The sequence below is a fragment of the Streptomyces sp. URMC 126 genome (genome assembly GCF_051386555.1).
Lineage (GTDB): Bacteria > Actinomycetota > Actinomycetes > Streptomycetales > Streptomycetaceae > Streptomyces.
Map to the genome: position 1 here is coordinate 20,406 of NZ_JBPQTX010000013.1, position 18,679 is coordinate 39,084.

The 18,679-nt window shown below is 73.5% G+C and carries 16 protein-coding genes; 10 read left to right on the plus strand and 6 right to left on the minus strand.

Going from position 1 to position 18,679, the window contains the following annotated elements; all coding sequences use genetic code 11:
* Positions 1-704 precede the first annotated feature (704 nt).
* Genes ACSNOK_RS03190 through glgX form a run of 3 tightly spaced genes read right to left on the minus strand, consistent with a single transcriptional unit; the run spans position 705 to position 7,123 of the window.
* Positions 705-2,591, minus strand: coding sequence for an ABC transporter ATP-binding protein (locus ACSNOK_RS03190; RefSeq protein WP_436778985.1), 1,887 nt, complete (start codon positions 2,589-2,591; stop codon positions 705-707).
* Complete coding sequence (locus ACSNOK_RS03195) at positions 2,588-4,702, minus strand: ABC transporter transmembrane domain-containing protein (protein WP_436778986.1); 2,115 nt, start codon at positions 4,700-4,702, stop codon at positions 2,588-2,590. The genes ACSNOK_RS03190 and ACSNOK_RS03195 overlap by 4 nt, the downstream gene beginning before the upstream one ends.
* A 51-nt stretch (positions 4,703-4,753) precedes the next feature.
* Positions 4,754-7,123 (minus strand): glycogen debranching protein GlgX, encoded by a 2,370-nt coding sequence (gene glgX / locus ACSNOK_RS03200; RefSeq protein WP_436778987.1) that lies wholly within the window; start codon positions 7,121-7,123, stop codon positions 4,754-4,756.
* A 215-nt stretch (positions 7,124-7,338) separates the two neighbouring features.
* Here glgX and ACSNOK_RS03205 point away from each other — a divergent pair, with 215 nt between their 5' ends.
* The 6 genes from ACSNOK_RS03205 to ACSNOK_RS03230 all read left to right on the plus strand — a co-directional run bounded on the left by ACSNOK_RS03205 (position 7,339) and on the right by ACSNOK_RS03230 (position 13,177).
* Entirely contained in the window at positions 7,339-8,613 is a 1,275-nt protein-coding gene (locus ACSNOK_RS03205; RefSeq protein WP_436778988.1) for an Ig-like domain-containing protein, read from the plus strand.
* A 165-nt stretch (positions 8,614-8,778) separates the two neighbouring features.
* Positions 8,779-10,032: a L,D-transpeptidase gene (locus tag ACSNOK_RS03210; RefSeq protein ID WP_436778989.1), complete on the plus strand. Its 1,254-nt coding sequence runs from the start codon at positions 8,779-8,781 to the stop codon at positions 10,030-10,032.
* An 81-nt stretch (positions 10,033-10,113) separates the two neighbouring features.
* Complete coding sequence (locus ACSNOK_RS03215) at positions 10,114-10,896, plus strand: enoyl-CoA hydratase/isomerase family protein (protein WP_436778990.1); 783 nt, start codon at positions 10,114-10,116, stop codon at positions 10,894-10,896.
* Between the two features lie 286 nt (positions 10,897-11,182).
* Positions 11,183-11,686, plus strand: coding sequence for an ATP-binding protein (locus ACSNOK_RS03220; protein ID WP_436778991.1), 504 nt, complete (start codon positions 11,183-11,185; stop codon positions 11,684-11,686).
* A 476-nt stretch (positions 11,687-12,162) separates the two neighbouring features.
* Positions 12,163-12,879 carry an N-acetylmuramoyl-L-alanine amidase gene (locus ACSNOK_RS03225; protein WP_436778992.1) on the plus strand — a complete coding sequence of 239 codons (717 nt, stop codon included), beginning with the start codon at positions 12,163-12,165 and terminating at the stop codon, positions 12,877-12,879.
* Positions 12,880-12,937: 58 nt separating this feature from the next.
* Positions 12,938-13,177: an EF-hand domain-containing protein gene (locus ACSNOK_RS03230; protein WP_436778993.1), complete on the plus strand. Its 240-nt coding sequence runs from the start codon at positions 12,938-12,940 to the stop codon at positions 13,175-13,177.
* Positions 13,178-13,209: 32 nt separating this feature from the next.
* On the opposite strand, the gene ACSNOK_RS03235 is transcribed toward ACSNOK_RS03230, so the two are convergent.
* Positions 13,210-13,518 (minus strand): hypothetical protein, encoded by a 309-nt coding sequence (locus ACSNOK_RS03235; protein WP_223769923.1) that lies wholly within the window; start codon positions 13,516-13,518, stop codon positions 13,210-13,212.
* Positions 13,519-13,626: 108 nt separating this feature from the next.
* Here ACSNOK_RS03235 and cutA point away from each other — a divergent pair, with 108 nt between their 5' ends.
* The 3 genes from cutA (at position 13,627) to ACSNOK_RS03250 (ending at position 16,163) form a co-directional block, all read left to right on the plus strand.
* Positions 13,627-13,980, plus strand: a complete 354-nt coding sequence (gene cutA / locus ACSNOK_RS03240; RefSeq protein WP_436778994.1) for a divalent-cation tolerance protein CutA — start codon at positions 13,627-13,629, stop codon at positions 13,978-13,980.
* Positions 13,981-14,045: 65 nt separating this feature from the next.
* Positions 14,046-14,804, plus strand: coding sequence for an ATP-grasp domain-containing protein (locus ACSNOK_RS03245; RefSeq protein ID WP_436778995.1), 759 nt, complete (start codon positions 14,046-14,048; stop codon positions 14,802-14,804).
* Positions 14,805-15,116: 312 nt separating this feature from the next.
* Complete coding sequence (locus ACSNOK_RS03250; RefSeq protein WP_436778996.1) at positions 15,117-16,163, plus strand: AraC family transcriptional regulator ligand-binding domain-containing protein; 1,047 nt, start codon at positions 15,117-15,119, stop codon at positions 16,161-16,163.
* Between the two features lie 96 nt (positions 16,164-16,259).
* Here ACSNOK_RS03250 and ACSNOK_RS03255 read toward each other — a convergent pair whose 3' ends face one another.
* A complete protein-coding gene (locus ACSNOK_RS03255) occupies positions 16,260-17,525 on the minus strand; it encodes an MFS transporter (protein WP_436778997.1) in 1,266 nt (421 codons plus the stop codon).
* 106 nt (positions 17,526-17,631) lie between these two features.
* Here ACSNOK_RS03255 and ACSNOK_RS03260 point away from each other — a divergent pair, with 106 nt between their 5' ends.
* Positions 17,632-18,204, plus strand: a complete 573-nt coding sequence (locus tag ACSNOK_RS03260) for an ArsR/SmtB family transcription factor (RefSeq protein WP_436778998.1) — start codon at positions 17,632-17,634, stop codon at positions 18,202-18,204.
* A gap of 77 nt (positions 18,205-18,281) precedes the next feature.
* Here ACSNOK_RS03260 and ACSNOK_RS03265 read toward each other — a convergent pair whose 3' ends face one another.
* A complete protein-coding gene (locus ACSNOK_RS03265; RefSeq protein ID WP_436778999.1) occupies positions 18,282-18,647 on the minus strand; it encodes a hypothetical protein in 366 nt (121 codons plus the stop codon).
* Between the last annotated feature and the right edge of the window lie 32 nt (positions 18,648-18,679).

Genomic DNA, 18,679 nt, shown 5'->3' on the forward strand with positions numbered 1-18,679 from the left:
TTGCCCGCCCCAACCTCGCCTGCGGCCTGCCCGGCCTTGCTTCGACCGCGGCTCGGCGCGGCCTATCCCGAACCCGGACTGCGGCCTGCTCGGCCCGGCCGTGGGCCGCCCGTCGCGATTGCGGCTTGGCCTTGCCCGGGCCGGCCTTGCCCGACCTGCCCGACCTGCCCGACCTGCCCGACCTGCCCGACCGCGACAGCGGCCCGGCTAACCGAGGCGGCTCGGCCCAACCCGGACCATGACCGCCCCCGCTCGGCCCGACGGCGGACCGCCTGTCCCGACTGCGGCCCGCCCGGCCCTGCCTTGCCTGACGTGCCTCGACCGTGGCTCGGCTCGCCCAATCCGGATCCCGAGCGTGCTCCGCTCGGACCGACCACGGCCGCACGCCCCGACCGCGGCCCGGCTCGGCCCAACCCGGGCCCCGGCCCGCTCGGCCTGCCTGCCAACCGCGGTCTGCCCGGCCTGCCTGGCTCCGACCGGGACCACGGCCGGTCTCGACCGGGACCGGGTCCCTGGCCCGTCCGTCGACCGGGCGCAGTGGCTCATGTCCCGCTTCCTGCCCCGGGGTTACGCCTCCGGCTCGATCGCCGGCGCCGGCCCGCCCGACCGCCGCACGCCCGGCCGCGCCCCCGGCCCCCGGGCCGGCCGCGCCGTCGGGCTTCGTCGTCGGCGGATGCGTGCCCGGTCCCGCGTGCGAGTGGGCCTTATGCCAAGCTGTCCCGCCACGCCTGGTGTAGTGCGGCGAACCTCCCCTCGCCCGCCGTCAGTTCGGCCGGAGTGCCGTCCTCCACCACTCGGCCGTCGGCCATCACCAGGACCCGGTCGGCGATCTGTACGGTCGACAGCCGGTGGGCGATGACCACCGCCGTCCGGCCGCGCAGGACCGTGCGCATCGCCCGCTGGACGGCGCGCTCGCCGGGGATGTCGAGTGAGGACGTGGCCTCGTCCAGGACGACGACGGCCGGGTCGGCGAGGAGGGCCCGGGCGAAGCCGACGAGCTGCCGCTGGCCGGCGGAGATGCGCCCGCCGCGCTTGCGTACGTCGGTGTCGTAGCCGTCGGGCAGCGCGGTGATGAAGTCGTGGGCGCCGATGGCCTTGGCCGCGCTCTCGATCTCCGCGCGGGTGGCGTCGGGACGGCCGACGGCGATGTTCTCGGCGACGGTGCCGGAGAACAGGAACGCCTCCTGCGTCACCATCACCACATGCCGGCGCAGCTCGGCGGAGGACAGGTCGGTGAGCGGTACGCCGTCGAGCAGCACCCGGCCCTCGGTCGGGTCGTAGAACCGGGCCAGCAGCTTGGCCAGGGTGGACTTGCCGGCGCCGGTGGAGCCGACGACCGCCACGGTCCGCCCGGCGGCGAGGGTGAGGTCGAAGCGGGGCAGGACCTCGCCGCCGGTGCGGTAGGCGAAGCGCACGCCCTCGAAGACGACCTCGCGGCCGGGTTCGCCGGCCGGACGCGGCGGCAGCGCCACCGGCCGCTCCGGCTCGGGGACCGTGGGCCGCTGCGCCAGCAGACCGGCGATCTTCTCCAACGACGCGGCCGCCGCCTGGTACGAGTTGAGGAACATACCGACCTGGTCCACCGGATCATAGAGCCGCCGCAGGTACAGCACCGCCGCCGCGAGCACACCCAGCTCCAGCCCGCCGGAGGCCACCCGGTAGGCGCTCCAGACCACCACCGCGGCCAGCGAGACGTTGCAGATCAGCCGGGAGGTCACGATGTACCGGGCCATGCTGTGCATGGCGTCCACATTGGTCTCCCGGTGCCGGTGGTTGAGCTCGGCGAAGTGCCGCTCGTTCACCGCCTCCCGGCGGAACGCCTGCACCGGCCGGATGCCGTTCATCGTCTCCGCGAACTTCACGATGACGGCGGCGGTGGCCGTCGACCTCCGGCGGTGCACCGTCAGCGACCGGCGCCGGTAGCCGCGCATGACGACGGCGAGCGGGACGAAGGACAGCGCCGCCGCCGCGCCCGTCCGCCAGTCCAGCCAGGCCAGGGTCGCGGAGACGAGGACGACCGACGTGGCGATGCCCATGAGCTCCTGGAGCCCGTCGTTGAGCAGCTCGCGCAGCGCCTCGACGTCGGTGGTGGCCCGGGAGATCACCCGGCCCGAGGTGTAGCGCTCGTGGAAGTCGACGCTCAGCGTCTGCGCGTGCCGGAAGATGCGGCCCCGCAGATCGAGCAGCGCGTCCTGGCCGACCCGGGCCGAGACCCGGATGAAGGCCAGCTGGAGCAGGCCGGAGGCCACCGCGCAGACCAGGTAGGCGGCGCCCACCGCGACGAGGGGGCCGTAGTCGTCCCGGCGGACGGCCGGCACGGCCCGGTCGATGGCGACGGCGACGAGCAGCGGGCCGGCCTGCACGGCCGCCTGCTGGGCCAGCAGCAGGAACACCGTCAGCCACACGCGCCCGCGCGCCGGCGCCAGCAGGGAGCGCAGCAGCTTCAGCGAGGCGCCCTGCGGCGCGGGCAGGACGTCCCGCGCGACCGGGTCGTCGGCCGACGGGTCCGGCGGGCCGCCGGCGGGCGCCCCGGCGGCGCCCTCGGCCGGACGCGCGCCGGCATCCGGCGGACCGGAGACGGTGGAGGTCACGGTCGGTCGTCCCCTTCCTGGTGTCCAGGGCGTTCCGGGCGGGCCTTGAGGGTCGGCCCGGTCCGGTGTGTCGAGTCGTCCCGGTGTTCCGCCCCCGTCCGGTGCCCCGGACGTTCCCGTAGGGCCGGCCCGGCCCGGTCCGCCGAGTCGCCTTGGGGTTCCACGCCTGTCCGGTGTGCCGAGTCGCTCCGGCCTCCCGTGCCCGTCCGGCGTTCCGCCCCCGTCCGGCGTTCCGCTCCGTGCCCATCCGCCGCGCCCTTCGGACGCTCCGCGGCGTCCGGGCACCCGGACGGCACCCGTTCCCCGTACGGCTCCGGTCCGCCCTCCGGGGCGGACATCAGCCACGCGTACTCCCGGTTCTCCCGCAGGAGTTGGTGGTGGGTGCCGACGGCCGCGATCCGTCCTTCCGACAGCAGCGCGACCCGGTCCGCGAGCAGCACGGTGGACGGCCGGTGGGCGACCACGAGCGCGGTCGTCGTGGCGAGCACCTCCCGCAGTGCCCGCTCCACCTGCGCCTCCGTGTGCACGTCGAGCGCCGAGAGCGGGTCGTCGAGGATCAGGAACCGCGGCTCCCCGATCACCGCGCGGGCCAGGGCGAGGCGTTGCCGCTGCCCGCCGGAGAGGCTGAGGCCCTGCTCGCCGACCTGGGTGTCGGTGCCCTGCGGCAGCGCGTGGACGAAGCCGTCGGCCCGGGCCACCGCCAGCGCCCGCGCCAGCTCGGCGTCGCCCACGCCGTCCCCGCCCATCAGCACGTTCTCTCCCACGGAGGCGCTGAACAGCGTCGGTTCCTCGAACGCGACGGCGACCAGCTCGCGCAGCCGCTCGCGGGGAAGCGCGGCGACGTCCTGCCCGTCGAGGGTGATCCGGCCGGCGGTGGCCTCGTGCAGCCGGGGGATCAGCGCGGTCAGGGTGGTCTTGCCGCTGCCGGTGGCCCCGACCAGGGCCATGGTCTCCCCGGGCCGGATGTGCAGATCGACACCGCGCAGCACGGGCGGGGCGTCCGGCGGCGCGTCCGGGTAGCGGAACTCGACGCCTTCCAGGCGCAGTCCGCCGTCGCGGCACGCGGGGGAGGCGGCGGCCCCCGCCGCCTCCCCTTCCCGGGGATCCGCCGGCACCGGCACGTCCAGCACCTCGAAGTAGCGGTCCGTCGCCGTGGCGGCCTCGTTGGAGAGCGCCAGCAGGAAGCCGATCGACTCCACCGGCCAGCGCAGCGCCAGCGCGGTCGACAGGAACGCCACCAGCGCCCCCGCCGTCAGACCGCCGTCGGCGACCTCCCGGACGCCCAGCACCAGCGCCGCGCCGATCGCCACCTCGGGCAGGATCATGATGACCGCCCACAACGCCCCCAGCAGGCGTGCCTTGCGCAGCTCCGTCGCGCGGACCCGGCCGGAGAGCGCCTCGAAGGCCCGCTGCTGCCCCCGGTGCCGGCCGAAGCCCTTGATGATCCGGATGCCGAGGACGCTCTCCTCCACCACCGTGGTGAGATCGCCGACCTGGTCCTGGGCGGTGCGGGCCGCCAGCGAGTAGCGGGCCTCGAAGGAGCGGCAGAGGATGACCAGCGGGACGACCGGGGCGAGCAGCACCAGGCCCAGCGTCCACCGCTGGAGGAGCAGGATGACGAATCCGATGAGGATCGTCAGCCCGTTGACGACGAGGAACGTCAGCGCGAACGCCAGGAATATGCGCAGCAGCATCAGGTCGGTGGTCGCGCGGGAGAGCAACTGGCCGGACGCCCACCGGTCGTGGAAGGAGACGGGCAGCCGCTGGAGGTGGCGGTAGAGCGTCTCCCGCATGGTCGCCTCGACCTCGGCGAGCGGCCGGGCCACCACCAGCCGGCGGAGCCCGAACAGCCCCGCCTCCAGCACGCCCAGCACGAGGATCGCCAGCCCGCCGAGCCACACCCCGGGCGGATCCCGGTCCGCGATGGGCCCGTCGACCGTCCACTTGAGAGCCAGCGGGATCACCAGACTCATGGCCGAGGCGAACACCGCCATCACCACGCCGATCAGCATCCGGCCCCGGGCCGGCCGCACGAACGGCCACAGGCGCAGCAGCGAGCGCACGGCGGAGCGCTGCGCCTCGGCCCCGGGTGCTTCACGGATTCCGGTCATCAGTGGGGAGCCTACGGCCCGCCACTGACAACGCTCACTCGGATTTCCGCCTTAGGACCGGGGTCCCGTACCCCCTTCCGTCCCCTTCCCGGCCGGCTCCCCGGGCACCCGTCCCGGCAGCACCTTCCACACCACAACGGACCGCGCCCGCACGGTGATCGGGGCGCCCGCCGTATGCCGTGCGCCGGGTGCGGTGTCCTGCTCCTCCAGGTCCGTGTCGACGAGCAGCTCGTACGTCTCCGCCCAGGGCGGCCCGGGCAGCGTGAACCGGACCGGCTCCTCCCCGGCGTGCAGGACGACGAGGAAGCTGTCGTCCGTGACGGGCGTGCCGTCCGGTCCGCGCTGCGGGATGTCGCCGCCGGAGAGGTACATGCCCAGCGTGGCGGCGGGCGCGTACCAGTCGGCCTCCGTCATCTCCGTGCCGCGCGGGGTGAACCAGGCGAGGTCCCGCAGCCCGTCCGCCGACTGCGGCCGGCCGGAGAAGAAGGTGCGGCTGCGCAGGACGGGGTGGGTGCGGCGGAGGGCCAGCAGCCGGGAGGTCAGGTCGGCGAGGGCCCGCCAGCCCGGATCCGTCAGCAGCGACCAGTCGACCCAGCCGGTCTCGTTGTCCTGGCAGTAGGCGTTGTTGTTGCCGCCCTGGGTGCGGCCCATCTCGTCGCCCGCGACGAGCATCGGCACCCCGGTGGAGAGCAGGAGCGTGGTCATCAGGTTGCGCGCCTGCCGCCGGCGCAGGGCCAGCACGGCCGGGTCGTCCGTCGGCCCCTCCGCGCCGCAGTTCCAGGAGCGGTTGTCGTCGTTGCCGTCGCGGTTGCCCTCCCCGTTGGCCTCGTTGTGCTTCCGTTCGTAGCTCACCAGGTCGCGCAGGGTGAATCCGTCGTGCGCGGTGACGAAGTTGACCGACGCGTAGGGCCGCCGGCCGCCCCACGCGTAGAGGTCGCTGGAGCCGGAGAGCCGGTAGCCCAGGTCGCGTACGTCCGGGAGCGCGCCGCGCCAGAAGTCGCGTACGGCGTCCCGGTAGCGGTCGTTCCACTCCGTCCACAGCGGCGGGAAGTGGCCCACCTGGTAACCGCCGGACCCGACGTCCCACGGCTCGGCGATCAGCTTGACCCGGCGCAGCACCGGGTCCTGGGCGATGACGGCGAGGAACGGCGAGAGCATGTCGACGTCGTGCATGGACCGGGCGAGCGCCGCCGCCAGGTCGAAGCGGAACCCGTCGACGCCCATCTCCGTCACCCAGTACCGCAGCGAGTCGGTGATCAGCCGGAGCACATTGGGCCGGACGACGTGCAGGGTGTTGCCGCAGCCGGTGTAGTCGGCGTAGCGGCGGGGGTCGTCCTGGAGCCGGTAGTAGCGGCGGTTGTCGACACCGCGCAGCGAGAGCGTGGGCCCGAGCTCGCCGCCCTCGGCGGTGTGGTTGTAGACGACGTCGAGGATCACCTCGATGCCGGCCGCGTGCAGCGCCCGGACCATCCGCTTGAACTCGCCGACCTGCTGGCCGCGGGTGCCGGTGGCCGCGTACGCGGCGTGCGGCGCGAAGTAGCCGATGGAGTTGTAGCCCCAGTAGTTGCGCAGGCCGCGGCGGAGCAGGTGGTCCTCGTGGGCGAACTGGTGCACGGGCAGCAGCTCGACGGCCGTCACCCCGAGGCGGACCAGATGGTCGAGGGCGGCCGGGTGCGCCAGCCCCGCGTAGGTCCCGCGCAGCGCCGGCGGGACGCCGGGGTGGCGCATGGTGAAGCCGCGGACGTGCAGCTCGTAGATGACCGAGTCGGCCCAGGCCGTCTCGGGCCGGCCGGCGCCGGCCGGGACGTCGTCGTCGGCGACGACCACGCCCTTGGGGACGAACGGCGCCGAGTCCCGGTCGTCGCGGACGGTGTCGGCGACGTGCTGCTGCGGCCAGTCCCGGACGTGTCCGTACAGCTCCGGCGGCAGCGGCCCGGAGCGGCCCGGCGGGTGGCCGAAGTCGCCGTCGACGGCCCGGGCGCAGGGGTCGAGCAGCAGTTTGGCGGGGTTCCAGCGGGCGCCCGTCCAGGGGTCCCAGCGGCCGTGCACCCGGAAGCCGTAGCGCTGTCCCGGCAGGACGCCGGGGATGAAGCCGTGCCATATCTCGTGCGTCAACTCGCCGAGGAAGTACCGGGTTTCGCGCAGCTCGCCGCCGGCGCCGGTGTCGTCGGCGTCGTCGAAGAGGCACACCTCCACCGCCTCCGCGCCCCCGGCCCAGAGGGCGAAGTTCGTCCCGGCGACGCCGTGCGCCCCGACGCCGAAGGAGGCCCCCAGCGGCTCGGGGGAGCCCGGCCACACCGCTCCCTCGGCGCCGCGTACCACCGGCCGTCCGTTGACGGCGGCGGGCGGCGCCGCGGCCGTCCGCTCCGCCGGTCGGGCCTGGGGGCGGCGCCCCGTCTGCTGCTCCGGTGTGCTCGACACGTGTTCGCCTCCGGCGGCTCTCGGACGGCGCGCACCGGACGCCCGGCGTCCCGTACGGGTGTCCGGCGGTGCGGCCTCCGCCCCGCGTCCCGGGGCTCCTTCGGGGTTTCCTTCCCACTCCTGCCCGGTTCCGCGCATGCGCTCTCAGGTGTGACCGGGCGCGGCAAGCGAGTGCCGGTACGTTTCCCGTGGGGAGCCGGGTCGTTGGGACGGATGTGACAGGATTTGCCCTCCCGCGCGCCCTGCGCGGACTGTGCGCCCTCGCCGCCCTCGCCATGCTCTCCGGCTGCGCCGCCGAGGCCCCGCGAGCGGCACGGTCCCACTCCGCCGCGCCGGTGGCCGCGGCGCCCACGGACGACCCGCGGCCGGTCGCCGGGCTGATCCGGGTCACCCCGCGCCCCGGCGCCCGGAACGTCCGTGCCGCGGACCGGTTCGAGGTGCGGGTCCGGCAGGGCCGGCTGGAGCGGGTACGGGCGGTCCGGATCCGGGACGGCGTCCGCCGCCCGGTCGCCGGGCGGATCTCCGCCGACGGGCGCCGCTGGCGGCCGGCCGCGCGGCGGCTCGCGCTCGCCGCCCGCTACACCGTCGACGTGGCCGCCAGGGACGCGGAGGGCCGAAGGGCGACGCAGCACAGCGAGTTCAGGACGTACGTCCCGGAGCACCGCGTCGTCGCCGCGCTCACCCCCGCCCCCGGTGCCACGGTCGGCACGGGCATGATCGTCTCCCTCGCCTTCAGCCGGCCGGTCGCCGACCGGGCGGCGGTCGAACGGGCCGTCAAGGTCACCGCCTGGCCGCGGACCGAGGTCGCCGGCCACTGGTTCGGCCCCTCGCGGCTGGACTTCCGGCCGCGCCGGCGGTGGACGCCCGGCTCCCTCGTCACCGTCGACCTGCGGCTCCGTGACGTCCGCGCGGCGCCCGGCGTCTACGGGATCCAGCGCCGCGGCGTCGCCTTCCGGGTCGGCCGGGACCAGGTGAGCACCGTGGACGCCGCCGCGCACACCATGACGGTGGTTCGCGCCGGCCGGACGCTGCGCACCGTGCCGGTCACCACGGGCGGCCCCGGGACCGAGACGTACACGGGCCGGATGGTGATCAGCGAGAAGGCGCCGGTGATCCGGATGAACGGGGACACGGTCGGCTTCGGCGGCGAGTACGACATCAAGGACGTGCCGCACGCCATGCGGCTCACCGCCACGGGGACGTTTCTGCACGGCAACTACTGGGTCCCGGCGGCGACGTTCGGCGCCCGGAACGTCAGCCACGGCTGCATCGGGCTGCGCGACGCGGAGCACGTCGACGCCGCCGCCGGTGCCACCCCGGCCGCCTGGTTCTACGCCGCGTCCCTCGTCGGCGACACCGTCGAAGTGATCAACTCCGGGCGGCGCCCGGTGCTGCCGGACAACGGGCTGGGTGGCTGGAATCTGACCTGGGAGGAGTGGCGCGCGGGCTCCGCGCTGGGCCGCTCGACCTCCCTCGCCGGGGTGGATTGACCCGGTCGGCACCCTATGCACCCCCGTTCGCGTACCACTTGGAACGCAACGGTGACCTTCACGGGGCCGGGCTGTCCGATCCGTATGGTTATCTATCGCCATGCGCGGAGGTCGCGCTTCGGGGGCGCCGCGTGGCCGCGGGCCGTGCGATGAGGAGAAACCGTAGTGAACGTGTTGCCGCTGTCCGTGAGATCCGGGGGACGCGGGGGGATCGGGAGAAGCGGACGCCGGGGAGCGCTGTCCGCCCTGGTGCTGGCCGCGGTGATGACCGTGGCCACCGCGTGCGGAGGCGACAAGGAAGCGTCGGACCCGGGCCACAAGTCGGGCAAGAAGGTCGCCGCCGACGGCCCGTCGCAGGCCGTGGTGTCCATCGCGGTCAAGGACGGCGCGACCGACGTGAAGACGAGCGGGGCGCTGAAGGTCACCGCCGACCAGGGCAGCCTGACGTCGGTGAAGGTGACGGACGGCAAGGGCGGCCGAATAGAGGGGAAGATATCCCGCGGCGGGTCCCTCTGGGAGCCCGTCGCCCACCTGGCGGCGTCCACCAAGTACTCCGTGGACGCGATAGCCAAGGACAAGGACGGCCGCGAGTCCGCCAAGCACGCGTCGTTCACCACGCTCACCCCGAAGAACACCTTCGCCGGTTACTTCACGCCCGAGGACGGCAGCACCGTCGGCGTGGGCATGCCGGTCTCTCTCACCTTCAGCCGGGGCATCACCGACCCCAAGGCCGTGGAGAAGGCGGTCAAGGTGACCGCCGAGCCCGCCGTCGAGATCAAGCCGCACTGGTTCGGCAACGACCGCGTCGACTTCCGCCCCGAGAACTACTGGGCGGCCGGCACCAAGGTGACGCTGCACCTCAACCTCAACGGCGTCGAGGGCCGCCCCGGCGTCTACGGCACCCAGACCAAGACCGTGAAGTTCACCGTCGGCCGCCGCCAGGTGAGCACGGTGGACGCCAAGGCGCACACCATGAAGGTCGAGCGCGATGGCAAGGTCGTCAAGACGATCCCGATCTCCGCCGGCGCCCCCGGCCACTCGACCTACAACGGTCAGATGGTCATCAGCGAGAAGTACGACGTGACCCGGATGAACGGCGACACGGTCGGCTTCGGCGGCGAGTACGACATCAAGGACGTGCCGCACGCGATGCGCCTCTCCACGTCCGGCACCTTCATCCACGGCAACTACTGGTCCGGCCACGCCACCTTCGGCGCCGAGAACGCCAGCCACGGCTGCGTCGGCCTGGAGGACCAGCGCGGCGGCGGCGACCCCTCGATGCCCGGTTCCTGGTTCTTCAAGAACTCGCTGATCGGTGACGTCGTCGTGGTGAAGAACTCCGACGACAAGGTCATCCAGCCGGAGAACGGCCTCAACGGCTGGAACATGCCGTGGTCGGAGTGGACGAAGGGCAGCTGACCCCTCCCGTTCGGTACGGCCCGGCGCACTGTGACCAAGTGCACCGGGCCGTCGCCGTTTCCCGGCGTCTAACCTGCTGCCATGACTGTGCATCTTGAGGTCGCGGAAGGCGTCGGCACCGTCCGGCTGGACCGTCCGCCGATGAACGCGCTGGACATCGCCACCCAGGACCGGCTGCGCGAGCTGGCCGAGGAGATCACCCACCGCGCCGACGTGCGGGCCGTGGTGCTCTGGGGCGGGGAGAAGGTGTTCGCGGCCGGCGCGGACATCAAGGAGATGCGGGACATGGACCACCCGGCCATGATCGCCCGGTCCCGGTCACTCCAGGACGCCTTCACCGCCGTCGCCCGTATCCCCAAGCCGGTGGTCGCCGCGGTGACCGGCTACGCGCTGGGCGGCGGCTGCGAGCTCGCGCTCTGCGCGGACTTCCGGATCGCCGCCGACAACGCCAAGCTCGGCCAGCCCGAGATCCTGCTCGGCCTGATCCCGGGCGCCGGTGGCACCCAGCGGCTGCCCCGGCTGATCGGCCCGTCCAAGGCCAAGGACCTCATCTTCACCGGCCGTCAGGTCAAGGCCGACGAGGCGCTGGCCATCGGGCTGGTGGACCGGGTCGTCCCGGCCGCCGAGGTGTACGAGCAGGCGCACGCCTGGGCGGCCCGGCTCGCCGCCGGTCCCGCCATCGCCCTGCGGGCCGCCAAGGAAGCGGTGGACTCCGGCCTGGAGACCGACATCGACACCGGACTGGCGATCGAACGCAACTGGTTCGCCGGGCTGTTCGCCACCGAGGACCGCGAGATCGGTATGCGCAGTTTTGTCGAGGACGGTCCGGGCAAGGCCAAGTTCGTCTGTCCGCAGCGCAATTGACAGGAAGTGACCCCCTGGCCCGAGCGTGTGTACATGGAGGATCGGGTTCCGGGGGTTGCCTCTTGTGGGGGAATTTCGAGGGGTGTGCCGACCCTTGCCGTTGACCCGGTCGGACAGCCGTGACGATCTTTTGTGCACCCGCGGTCATCGCAGGTCAGTCATGGTGTGGCGGCGCGGATGAAGCCTCTGGCATATGTCGCCGCACGGCCTCGGAGGGCCCCCTTCCGGAAAACCGAATCCGAAGGTTCCACTCCCGGACGGCTTTTCGGCGTCCATCATGGGGGGCATGGCGGGTCTGGAGGGAACGGAGCAGCCGCGACGCGGAGTCGGTACGGCCGAGGCGCGCTGGGCTCCGGCGGTTGACGACGAACTGGCGCTCAAGGCGCTCGAACGGTACGGCGACCCCACGGTCCGTGAGATCCGGATGCCCTCCTGCCCGGAGTCCACGGTCGCCGTGCGGCGGCTCACCCAGGCGGTGATCGTCTGCCACTGGGGCCTGTCCGAGCGGCTCGCCGAGCACGCCGTGCTGCTGGTCTCGGAGCTCGTCGGGAACGCCGTGCGGCACACCGGCGCCCGGCACTTCGGGCTGCGGCTCGCGCGGCGCAGGGGCTGGATCCGGGCCGAGGTGCGCGATCCCTCGCGCGGGCTGCCCTGTCTGGTGCCGGTGGGGGAGCTGGACATCAGCGGGCGCGGGCTGTTCCTCGTCGACCGGCTCGCCGACCGCTGGGGTGTGGACCTGCTGGCGCGGGGCAAGACGACGTGGTTCGAGATGCGGTTCACCGACCGTTGACCGGGCCGGCCGGGGCCCGCGGCCCGAATCGCTGAAGATCGCCTTCCGGTTTCCCGGATACGCCGAGAGGCCCCGGTCCGTCGTCCTGCGACGGGAGGGGCCTCTTTCTGGCGCCGCGGAGAATTGGGGTGTGTTCCGCGGCGTGGTGACGACCGAGCCCGGGTCAATGGGGGTCGTGGCACCGACTATGGCAGACGGGGCGGTGCCCGGCCAAACCTCAATAGGGCCGGTATGGGAGGATTTGCGAGCGATCTCCCAAATGACTCTGGGTAATCAAAGGTGAGTTGCGCCACTCGCCTTCTTTTCCATGAATCAATCCGCTGAGTAACTTATGGATATGCGGCTGTCGGCCGAAAAGGTGCAGACCATTCCGGAAAATGGGGCCCGGTTCCCGGCGCGGCGGTGCTTGCGCGCTCCGGTCTTCTGTGGGTGTCATGTCCCCGTCCGACGTTCCCCTCGCGCCTCCTGGAGGCCCCATGGACGCTGAGCCGTTGAACGACGTGCCGTTGGATGACGCGCCGTTGAACGACGCGCCGTTGGACGCCGCGTCCCCGGCCGGACCCGGACCGGCCGACGTGCCGCGCCGCCGCGCCCTCGGGGGCGCCGCCACGCTCCTCGGAGTGGCCGCCCTGGGAGTGGCCACCGCCTTCAGTGTCGGCCGCCCCGCCGCCTCGGCCGCCTCACGGCCTCCGGAGTCCTACCCGCCCACCCACTGGATCCCGGCGAGCAGCGCCAACTACACGGTCTCCGGCCGCCCCGGCGCCTATCCGGTCGAATACCTCGTCATCCACGTGACGCAGGAGACCTTCCCGGACACCGTGAAGATCTTCCAGGACCCCACGTCCAAGGTCTCGGCCCACTACGCCGTCGCCTCGGCCGACGGCTACGTCGCCCAGTTCGTCCGCGAACGGGACATCGCCTGGCACGCCGGCAACTGGGACTACAACACCCGCAGCATCGGCATCGAGCACGAGGGCTGGGTGGACCGGCCCGAGTACTTCACGGACGCGCTGTACCGTTCCTCCGCCCGGCTCGCCGCCGCCGTCTGCGCGCGGTACGGCATCCCCGCCGACCGCGACCACGTCATCGGCCACGTGGAAGTACCCGGTTCCACCCACACCGACCCCGGCCCGTACTGGGACTGGGACCGCTACCTGGAACTCGTGGCCGGGCACCTCACGGCGGGCGGCTAATCTGTGCCGGTCGACAAGCCCGCGACCTACGGTGCGCGGCAGATCAGGGGAGGCCCACATGGCTGACATCGAGGAAGCGCGCAAGGTGTTCGCGCAGTTCGACGCCAACGGCGACGGTTTCATCACCGCGGCCGAGTACAAGAGCGCCATGGCCCGGCTCGGCGACCCGTTCGTCACCGAGACCGTGGCCCAGGCGATCATCAACTCCAAGGACACCAACGGCGACGGGCTGATGTCCTTCGAGGAGTTCTGGGCCTCGCGGAACAAGGCCGGGAACGCCGAGGCCGCCGAGGCCTGACCGGCGCCGCGCGGCCGGCGGCCGGGGGCGGGTCAGCGCCCGCCCCGCCGCTGGGCGCCCGCCCGCCGCCGCGCGTCGTTGCACAACAGGCAGCGGCCCCAGCCCGGGGGCAGCGGATCCTCCTTGTCCCCGTACAACGGGTCCACGGCGCCCTTGGGGTGCAGCGAGCAGCCGGTCGCGCCGTGCGCGGCGCCCAGGGCGCGGGCCGCGTCCAGCGCCCGGCGCAGGGCGTCGACGATCTGCCCCGCCTCCTCGGCGGTGGGCGGGGACTCCAGGGCGTAGGCGATGTCCGAAGCGGTGTTGAGCGCGCTGTGGAGTTCGCGCAGGTCTGCGTAACTCATACTCGCGAGCGTACGCGGCACCACTGACAACGCGGTCCGGATCATGGAGGCCCGCCCCGCCCGGCAGCCGCCTCACCACCCCTCGCCGCCCCGCGATACCGTCGCCCCATGGACGCCACGACCCCTCCCGCGGACGCGACGACCCCCTGCCTCGCCGTGCTGACCACGGCCCCCGACGAGGAGACCGCCCGGCGCCTCGCCGCGAGCGCCGTCGACCGCCGGCTGGCGGCCTGCGCACAGATCGACGGCCCCGTGACCAGCGTCTACCGGTGGCAGGGCGGGATCGAGACCGACACCGAGTGGCGCGTTCTCTACAAGACGACGGCCGCCCGGTACGCGGAGCTGGAGGCCCACATCCGCGCCGGGCACCCGTACGACGTCCCCGAGGTGATCGCGACCCCCGTCACGGCCGGCAGCGACGCCTACCTGGCGTGGCTGCGCTCGGAGACCGCCGCCTCCTGATCCGCCGGCGCACGGGCCGGAAATCCGGGAGCGCTCCCCCCGCCCGTACACGATGATCAGGGCCCATGACGCTCGTCCTCCCGCCCCGCCTCACCGCCTCCGCCGAGTCCGTCCGCGCCGCCGCCGGCCGGCGCGGGCTCCCGACCGTACAACTGCCGGACTTCACCGTTCCGCCCGGCTTGCGCGCCGGGCACCTGCACGCCGGGCCGGGGTTCGCGGACGCGGTGGCGCCGGCGCTGGGCATCGCTCCGCTGGAGGCCCCCGAGGGCTGGCTCGCCCGGCTGCCGCGGGAGTTCACCCGGCGCGAGGTGCGGGCGACGCCGGTCGGCGAGGCGTACGCCCTGCGCCGGCCCGCCTTCGTCAAGTCCCCGAACGACAAGGGGATCCGCGCCATGGTCTACGCCGACGGCTCCCGGCTGCCCGGCCCCGACGCCGTCGATCCGGCGACGACCGTCCTGGTGAGCGACGTGGTGGAGTTCACCGCCGAGTACCGGCTGTTCGTCCTGGACGGCGCGGTCCGGGGCGGAAGCCGGTACGGCGAACGCGGCCGGCTCGCCCTCGGCCCCCTGCCGTCCGACGCCGCCCGCTTCGGCGCCGACCTGCTGGCCGCCCACGCGGACACACTGCCCTCCGCGGTGGTCGTCGACGTGGGAACCGTCGACGGCGGCTGGGCGGTCGTCGAGGCCAACGCCGCGTGGGCGAGCGGCCTCTACACCACCGATCCGGACACGGCCCTCGATGTCGTCCTCCGGGCCGCCGGTCCGCACGCGGCGCTCGCCGCCCGGGACCGGCCGTTCGTCCGGCGGGCGGCCGGGATGGAGTGACGGCTCCGGAGCGGACCCGAGAGGCCACGGGTGGCGTGGACCGCCCATGAGGACGATGGGACGTCAGCCGTCCGACGACTCCCCTCCTGTGGTCGTCGGTCGAGTGACGGTGGGAACGCGAGCCGGACCCCCGTACCCGCTCGCGCTCCGGTCCGCGCGGCCCGGAACGGCCGCCGATGGACGGACAGCGTCCGTTTCCGGCCGCCGGAGCCCCCGCGGTCGCTCCAGATTGCCCACAACCTCCCGCCTCCGTACAGGACCGAACGTGCCACCCATGGCACACGACGCGCCAAGGTGACGGAAAATGGGCGCATGGCAGAAGCGCTGACCACCGGGACGACCGGCGAGCTGGACTCCATCGTCCTGTCGAAGTTCCTCCTCACCGCGGCGGCGGCGAACGGCGCCGACCCCGACCGCATCGCCCGCGAGGCCGGGGTGCCCGACTGGGCGCTGGCCGAGGACGAGGTCACGATTCCGGCCCGGTGCACCATGCACGTCTGGGAGCTGGTGGAACGGGCCCTGGACGTCCCGGACTCCCCGGTGTCCATCGCGGGCTGGTACAGCCTGGGCGCCCTCGGGCTCTTCGACTACCTCTTCGCCAACGCGCCGACGCTCGGTGAGGCGATGGAGAGCAGCACCCGGTACCTGCACTTCATCACCACCAACGGCCGCTTCACGCTCCAGGCGCGAAACGACCGTGAGACGACCTTCTCCTTCCACTACGTGGAGGGCGAACCCCGGCAGGTGGAGCTGGCCGAACAGTTCGCCCTGGCCGTGCTCTGCGCACGGTCGCGCGGGGTGACGGGTACGCCGGTGCACCCGCTGCACGTCGGCTTCTCCCAGTCCGCGCCGCGCCGGCACGCCACCCTGACCGAGGCCCTCGGCGCCGAGCGCGGCGTCGACTTCGGCCAGGACCGGGCCACGGTCACCTTCCGCACCGCCGACCTGGACCGCCCGGTCCTCGGCGCCGACCCACGGCTCGGCGCCATCCTCGGCCGCTACGCCGCGACCCTGCCCCCGCCGCCGCCCGCCGACTGGCGCGACCTCTTCCGGCAGGCGCTCGACGCCTGCCTCCTGGAGGGCGCCCCCGCCCTCGACCACGTCGCCCGGCGGCTGGCCATGAGCCGCCGCACCCTGCAACGCCGCCTCGCCGAGTCCGGCACCACCTGGCGGGCCGAACTCGACGACGCCCGCCGCCGTCACGCCCTCCACGCGCGCCGCTCCGGCCACCCCGGCAACGCGACGCTCGCCGACCGCCTCGGCTACTCGGACCCGCGGTCGCTGCGGCGGGCGGTACGGCGGTGGTCGGCGGCGGAGGAGCCGGGCGACGGCGCTCCCCGGACCACGCCCGGCAGGTGAACGTCCTCGGCACGGCAGGCGTCGAGGCCGGCCCGAGAGCCGTCACCCGCGGCGCGGAGCGTGGGCGTCCGCCGGGATCCTGCCGCTCCGCGCCGGTCAGCTCTTCCGTACGGCATCGGCATCGGCATCGTGCCGTCGGGGCTCCCCGCTCGGCTCGGCGGCACCGCGCCGGCGTGGTGCACGGGCGGTGACCGTCAGCAGCAGGGCCGTCGCGAGGGCGAGCGTGCCCGCCGCGAGGAGCTGCACCCGATAGTCGAGGACCGCGACCATGGCCGTGCCCGCGAGGAGGGCGAGCGCGGTCGGAGCGAAGATCAGGGTGTTCGCGGTGGCCGCGACGCGGCCGAGGAGTCCGTCCGGCGTCTCCCTCTGGACCGTGGTCAGTGCGCTGATGAGCGGCCAGGGCAGGCCTAGGCCGATGAGCAGGCCGCCGCCCAGCACGACGGGGACGAGACCGGTGAGCCGGGCCAGGGACCCGGCGGCGAAGAGGACGAGCCCGATCGCCGACAGGGCGCGCGCCGGAACGCGGCGCAGCAGAGCGCCGGCCGCCAGGCCGCCGACGACCGACCCGAGCCCCTGGGTGGAGTTGAGGACCCCGGCGAACGCCGCGGGCCGGTGCAGCCCGGTGTCGAGGAGCGCGTACGTGGCCGTGCTGCCGAGACTCGACGCCGCCATGGCGCAGCCACCCGCGACGACCAGCGGGCGCAGCACCGGATGTGCCCACACGTAGCGGATTCCTTCCCCGGTCTCGGCGGTCAGGTTCCGCCGTGGCCGGTGGGCGGGCACGGGTTCGCGGACGCGGATCAGGCCGAAGGCGGCCGCGGCCAGGAGGAAGGACAGTGCGTCGAGCAGGGCGACGGTGTGCCCGCCGAGAACGGTGAGGAGGCCGGCGCCGACCAGGGGAGCGATCAGCTTGTTGCTCTCGATCGCGGTCCGGACCAAGCCGTTGAAATCGCCGCGCAGTACGCCGGGGACGGTCTTCGCGATCAACGCCGTCTCGGCGGCGTTCGTGAGCACCGATCCGGCGCCCACCACGGTCAGCACGGTGAAGAGCAGCCAGACGTCCCGCGCGGAACGCACGGCGAGCGGTGCCGTCATGACCACGGCCAGGATCAGACTCGTGGCGATCAGGAGGGTGCGGCGGCGCACGCGGTCGGCCAGTGTGCCGATGTACGGTCCGGCCAAGGCGGGTGCCCAGGCGCAGAAACCCACCAGGGCGGCGAGGCTGTCGGACCCCGTGAGCTCCTTCACCCAGACCCCGGCGGCCAACAGCATGGCCGCGTCCCCGAACCCGGAGACGATCACTCCGGCCAGATAGAGGCGGGCATTGCGCTCGCGCAGCACCGCGAACAGGCCCAGGGTCATCACCCGCCCCCTTCGTCACACCGTCGCCGGGCTTCCGCACCCTACCCCCAACGAAATGGTTGGTGGTAGGTCTCGCGCCTGGTGGCCGTACGGTTTACTGGCCGGTGTGACCGATGCCGATCCCGTCCTGAGGGCGCTCGCCCACCCCGTGCGGTTGCGGATGCTCACGCTCATGTGGCCCGGGCCGATGTCCGCCGCCGAACTCTCCCGAGAGCTGGACATCTCGCACGCCCTGGCCAGCCGGCACCTCCGGAGCCTGGACGCCGTCGGCCTCGTCGAACTGGCCGAGGAGCGCACCCGCCGCGGAGGCCGGGAACGCCGTTACCGCACCGTCCACGGCTCACCGCTGTCCGACCGGACCGACGGGACGCGGATGCTGGGCGCGGCCCTGGCCCACACCCTCAAGGAGCGCGCCGCGCGCCGGCACCCCGAGGGCAGGGGAGTGACGGTCGACGCGGAACTGTGGCTGGAGCCGGAGGTCTGGGACCGGGCCCGCCGGAAGCTGGCCGACATCGCGGCGGAACTCCACGACGCGGCCCGCCCGTCCCGCTCGCCCGGGACGGTGCCGGTGGGGGTGACCCTGATGGCCTTCCCCCTGCACCGGACGCCGCACGACCGCACCCAGAAAGAGCCGTCAGGGCCGCCGGACTCCGCCCCTGCTCAAGAAACGGATCCCTGAACAGAGGCGGCCCAACGAGCCCGAACCGCGCACGACGCGCTGTCAGAGAGCAGGCCTATGGGAAGGCCGGAGTAGGGTCAGCCGCCGAACTTCTCGATCGCCTCGAACACGTCGGCGTCCGTCTCCCGCTGCCACTCCGGGAGTTCGGCCCAGTCGGCGACGTAACCCGGCTTCGGGTCCGTGAAGTGCAGGTACATCTGCGCCGTCCAGCAGAGGGCCACGAACCGGCCCTTCTGCTCGCGCGTCAGCCGCGCCGCGTGCCCGCCGCTGACGTCGAGGAACCGCCGTACCTGCTCGAACACGGCCCCGGCGGCGGCCCGTTCCCAGTCCGGCGTGTCCTCCCAGGGAGTGACGTAGCCGGGCTTGGGCTCCCCGGGGAAGTGCGCGCGCACTCCGGCGATCCACGCTTCGCGGAACAGCCGGGCGCCTTCGTTCTCGGACAAGGGGATTCCCTTCCTTTACGTCTGTTACGTCT

Bases quoted from the DNA above. Each gene is read 5' to 3' on its own strand.
- ACSNOK_RS03195 (WP_436778986.1), bottom strand. From the start codon at position 4,702: ATGACCGGAATCCGTGAAGCACCCGGGGCCGAGGCGCAGCGCTCCGCC.
- ACSNOK_RS03215 (WP_436778990.1), top strand. From the start codon at position 10,114: ATGACTGTGCATCTTGAGGTCGCGGAAGGCGTCGGCACCGTCCGGCTG.
- ACSNOK_RS03220 (WP_436778991.1), top strand. From the start codon at position 11,183: ATGGCGGGTCTGGAGGGAACGGAGCAGCCGCGACGCGGAGTCGGTACG.
- ACSNOK_RS03225 (WP_436778992.1), top strand. From the start codon at position 12,163: ATGGACGCTGAGCCGTTGAACGACGTGCCGTTGGATGACGCGCCGTTG.
- ACSNOK_RS03230 (WP_436778993.1), top strand. From the start codon at position 12,938: ATGGCTGACATCGAGGAAGCGCGCAAGGTGTTCGCGCAGTTCGACGCC.
- ACSNOK_RS03235 (WP_223769923.1), bottom strand. From the start codon at position 13,518: ATGAGTTACGCAGACCTGCGCGAACTCCACAGCGCGCTCAACACCGCT.
- cutA (WP_436778994.1), top strand. From the start codon at position 13,627: ATGGACGCCACGACCCCTCCCGCGGACGCGACGACCCCCTGCCTCGCC.
- ACSNOK_RS03245 (WP_436778995.1), top strand. From the start codon at position 14,046: ATGACGCTCGTCCTCCCGCCCCGCCTCACCGCCTCCGCCGAGTCCGTC.
- ACSNOK_RS03250 (WP_436778996.1), top strand. From the start codon at position 15,117: ATGGCAGAAGCGCTGACCACCGGGACGACCGGCGAGCTGGACTCCATC.
- ACSNOK_RS03255 (WP_436778997.1), bottom strand. From the start codon at position 17,525: ATGACCCTGGGCCTGTTCGCGGTGCTGCGCGAGCGCAATGCCCGCCTC.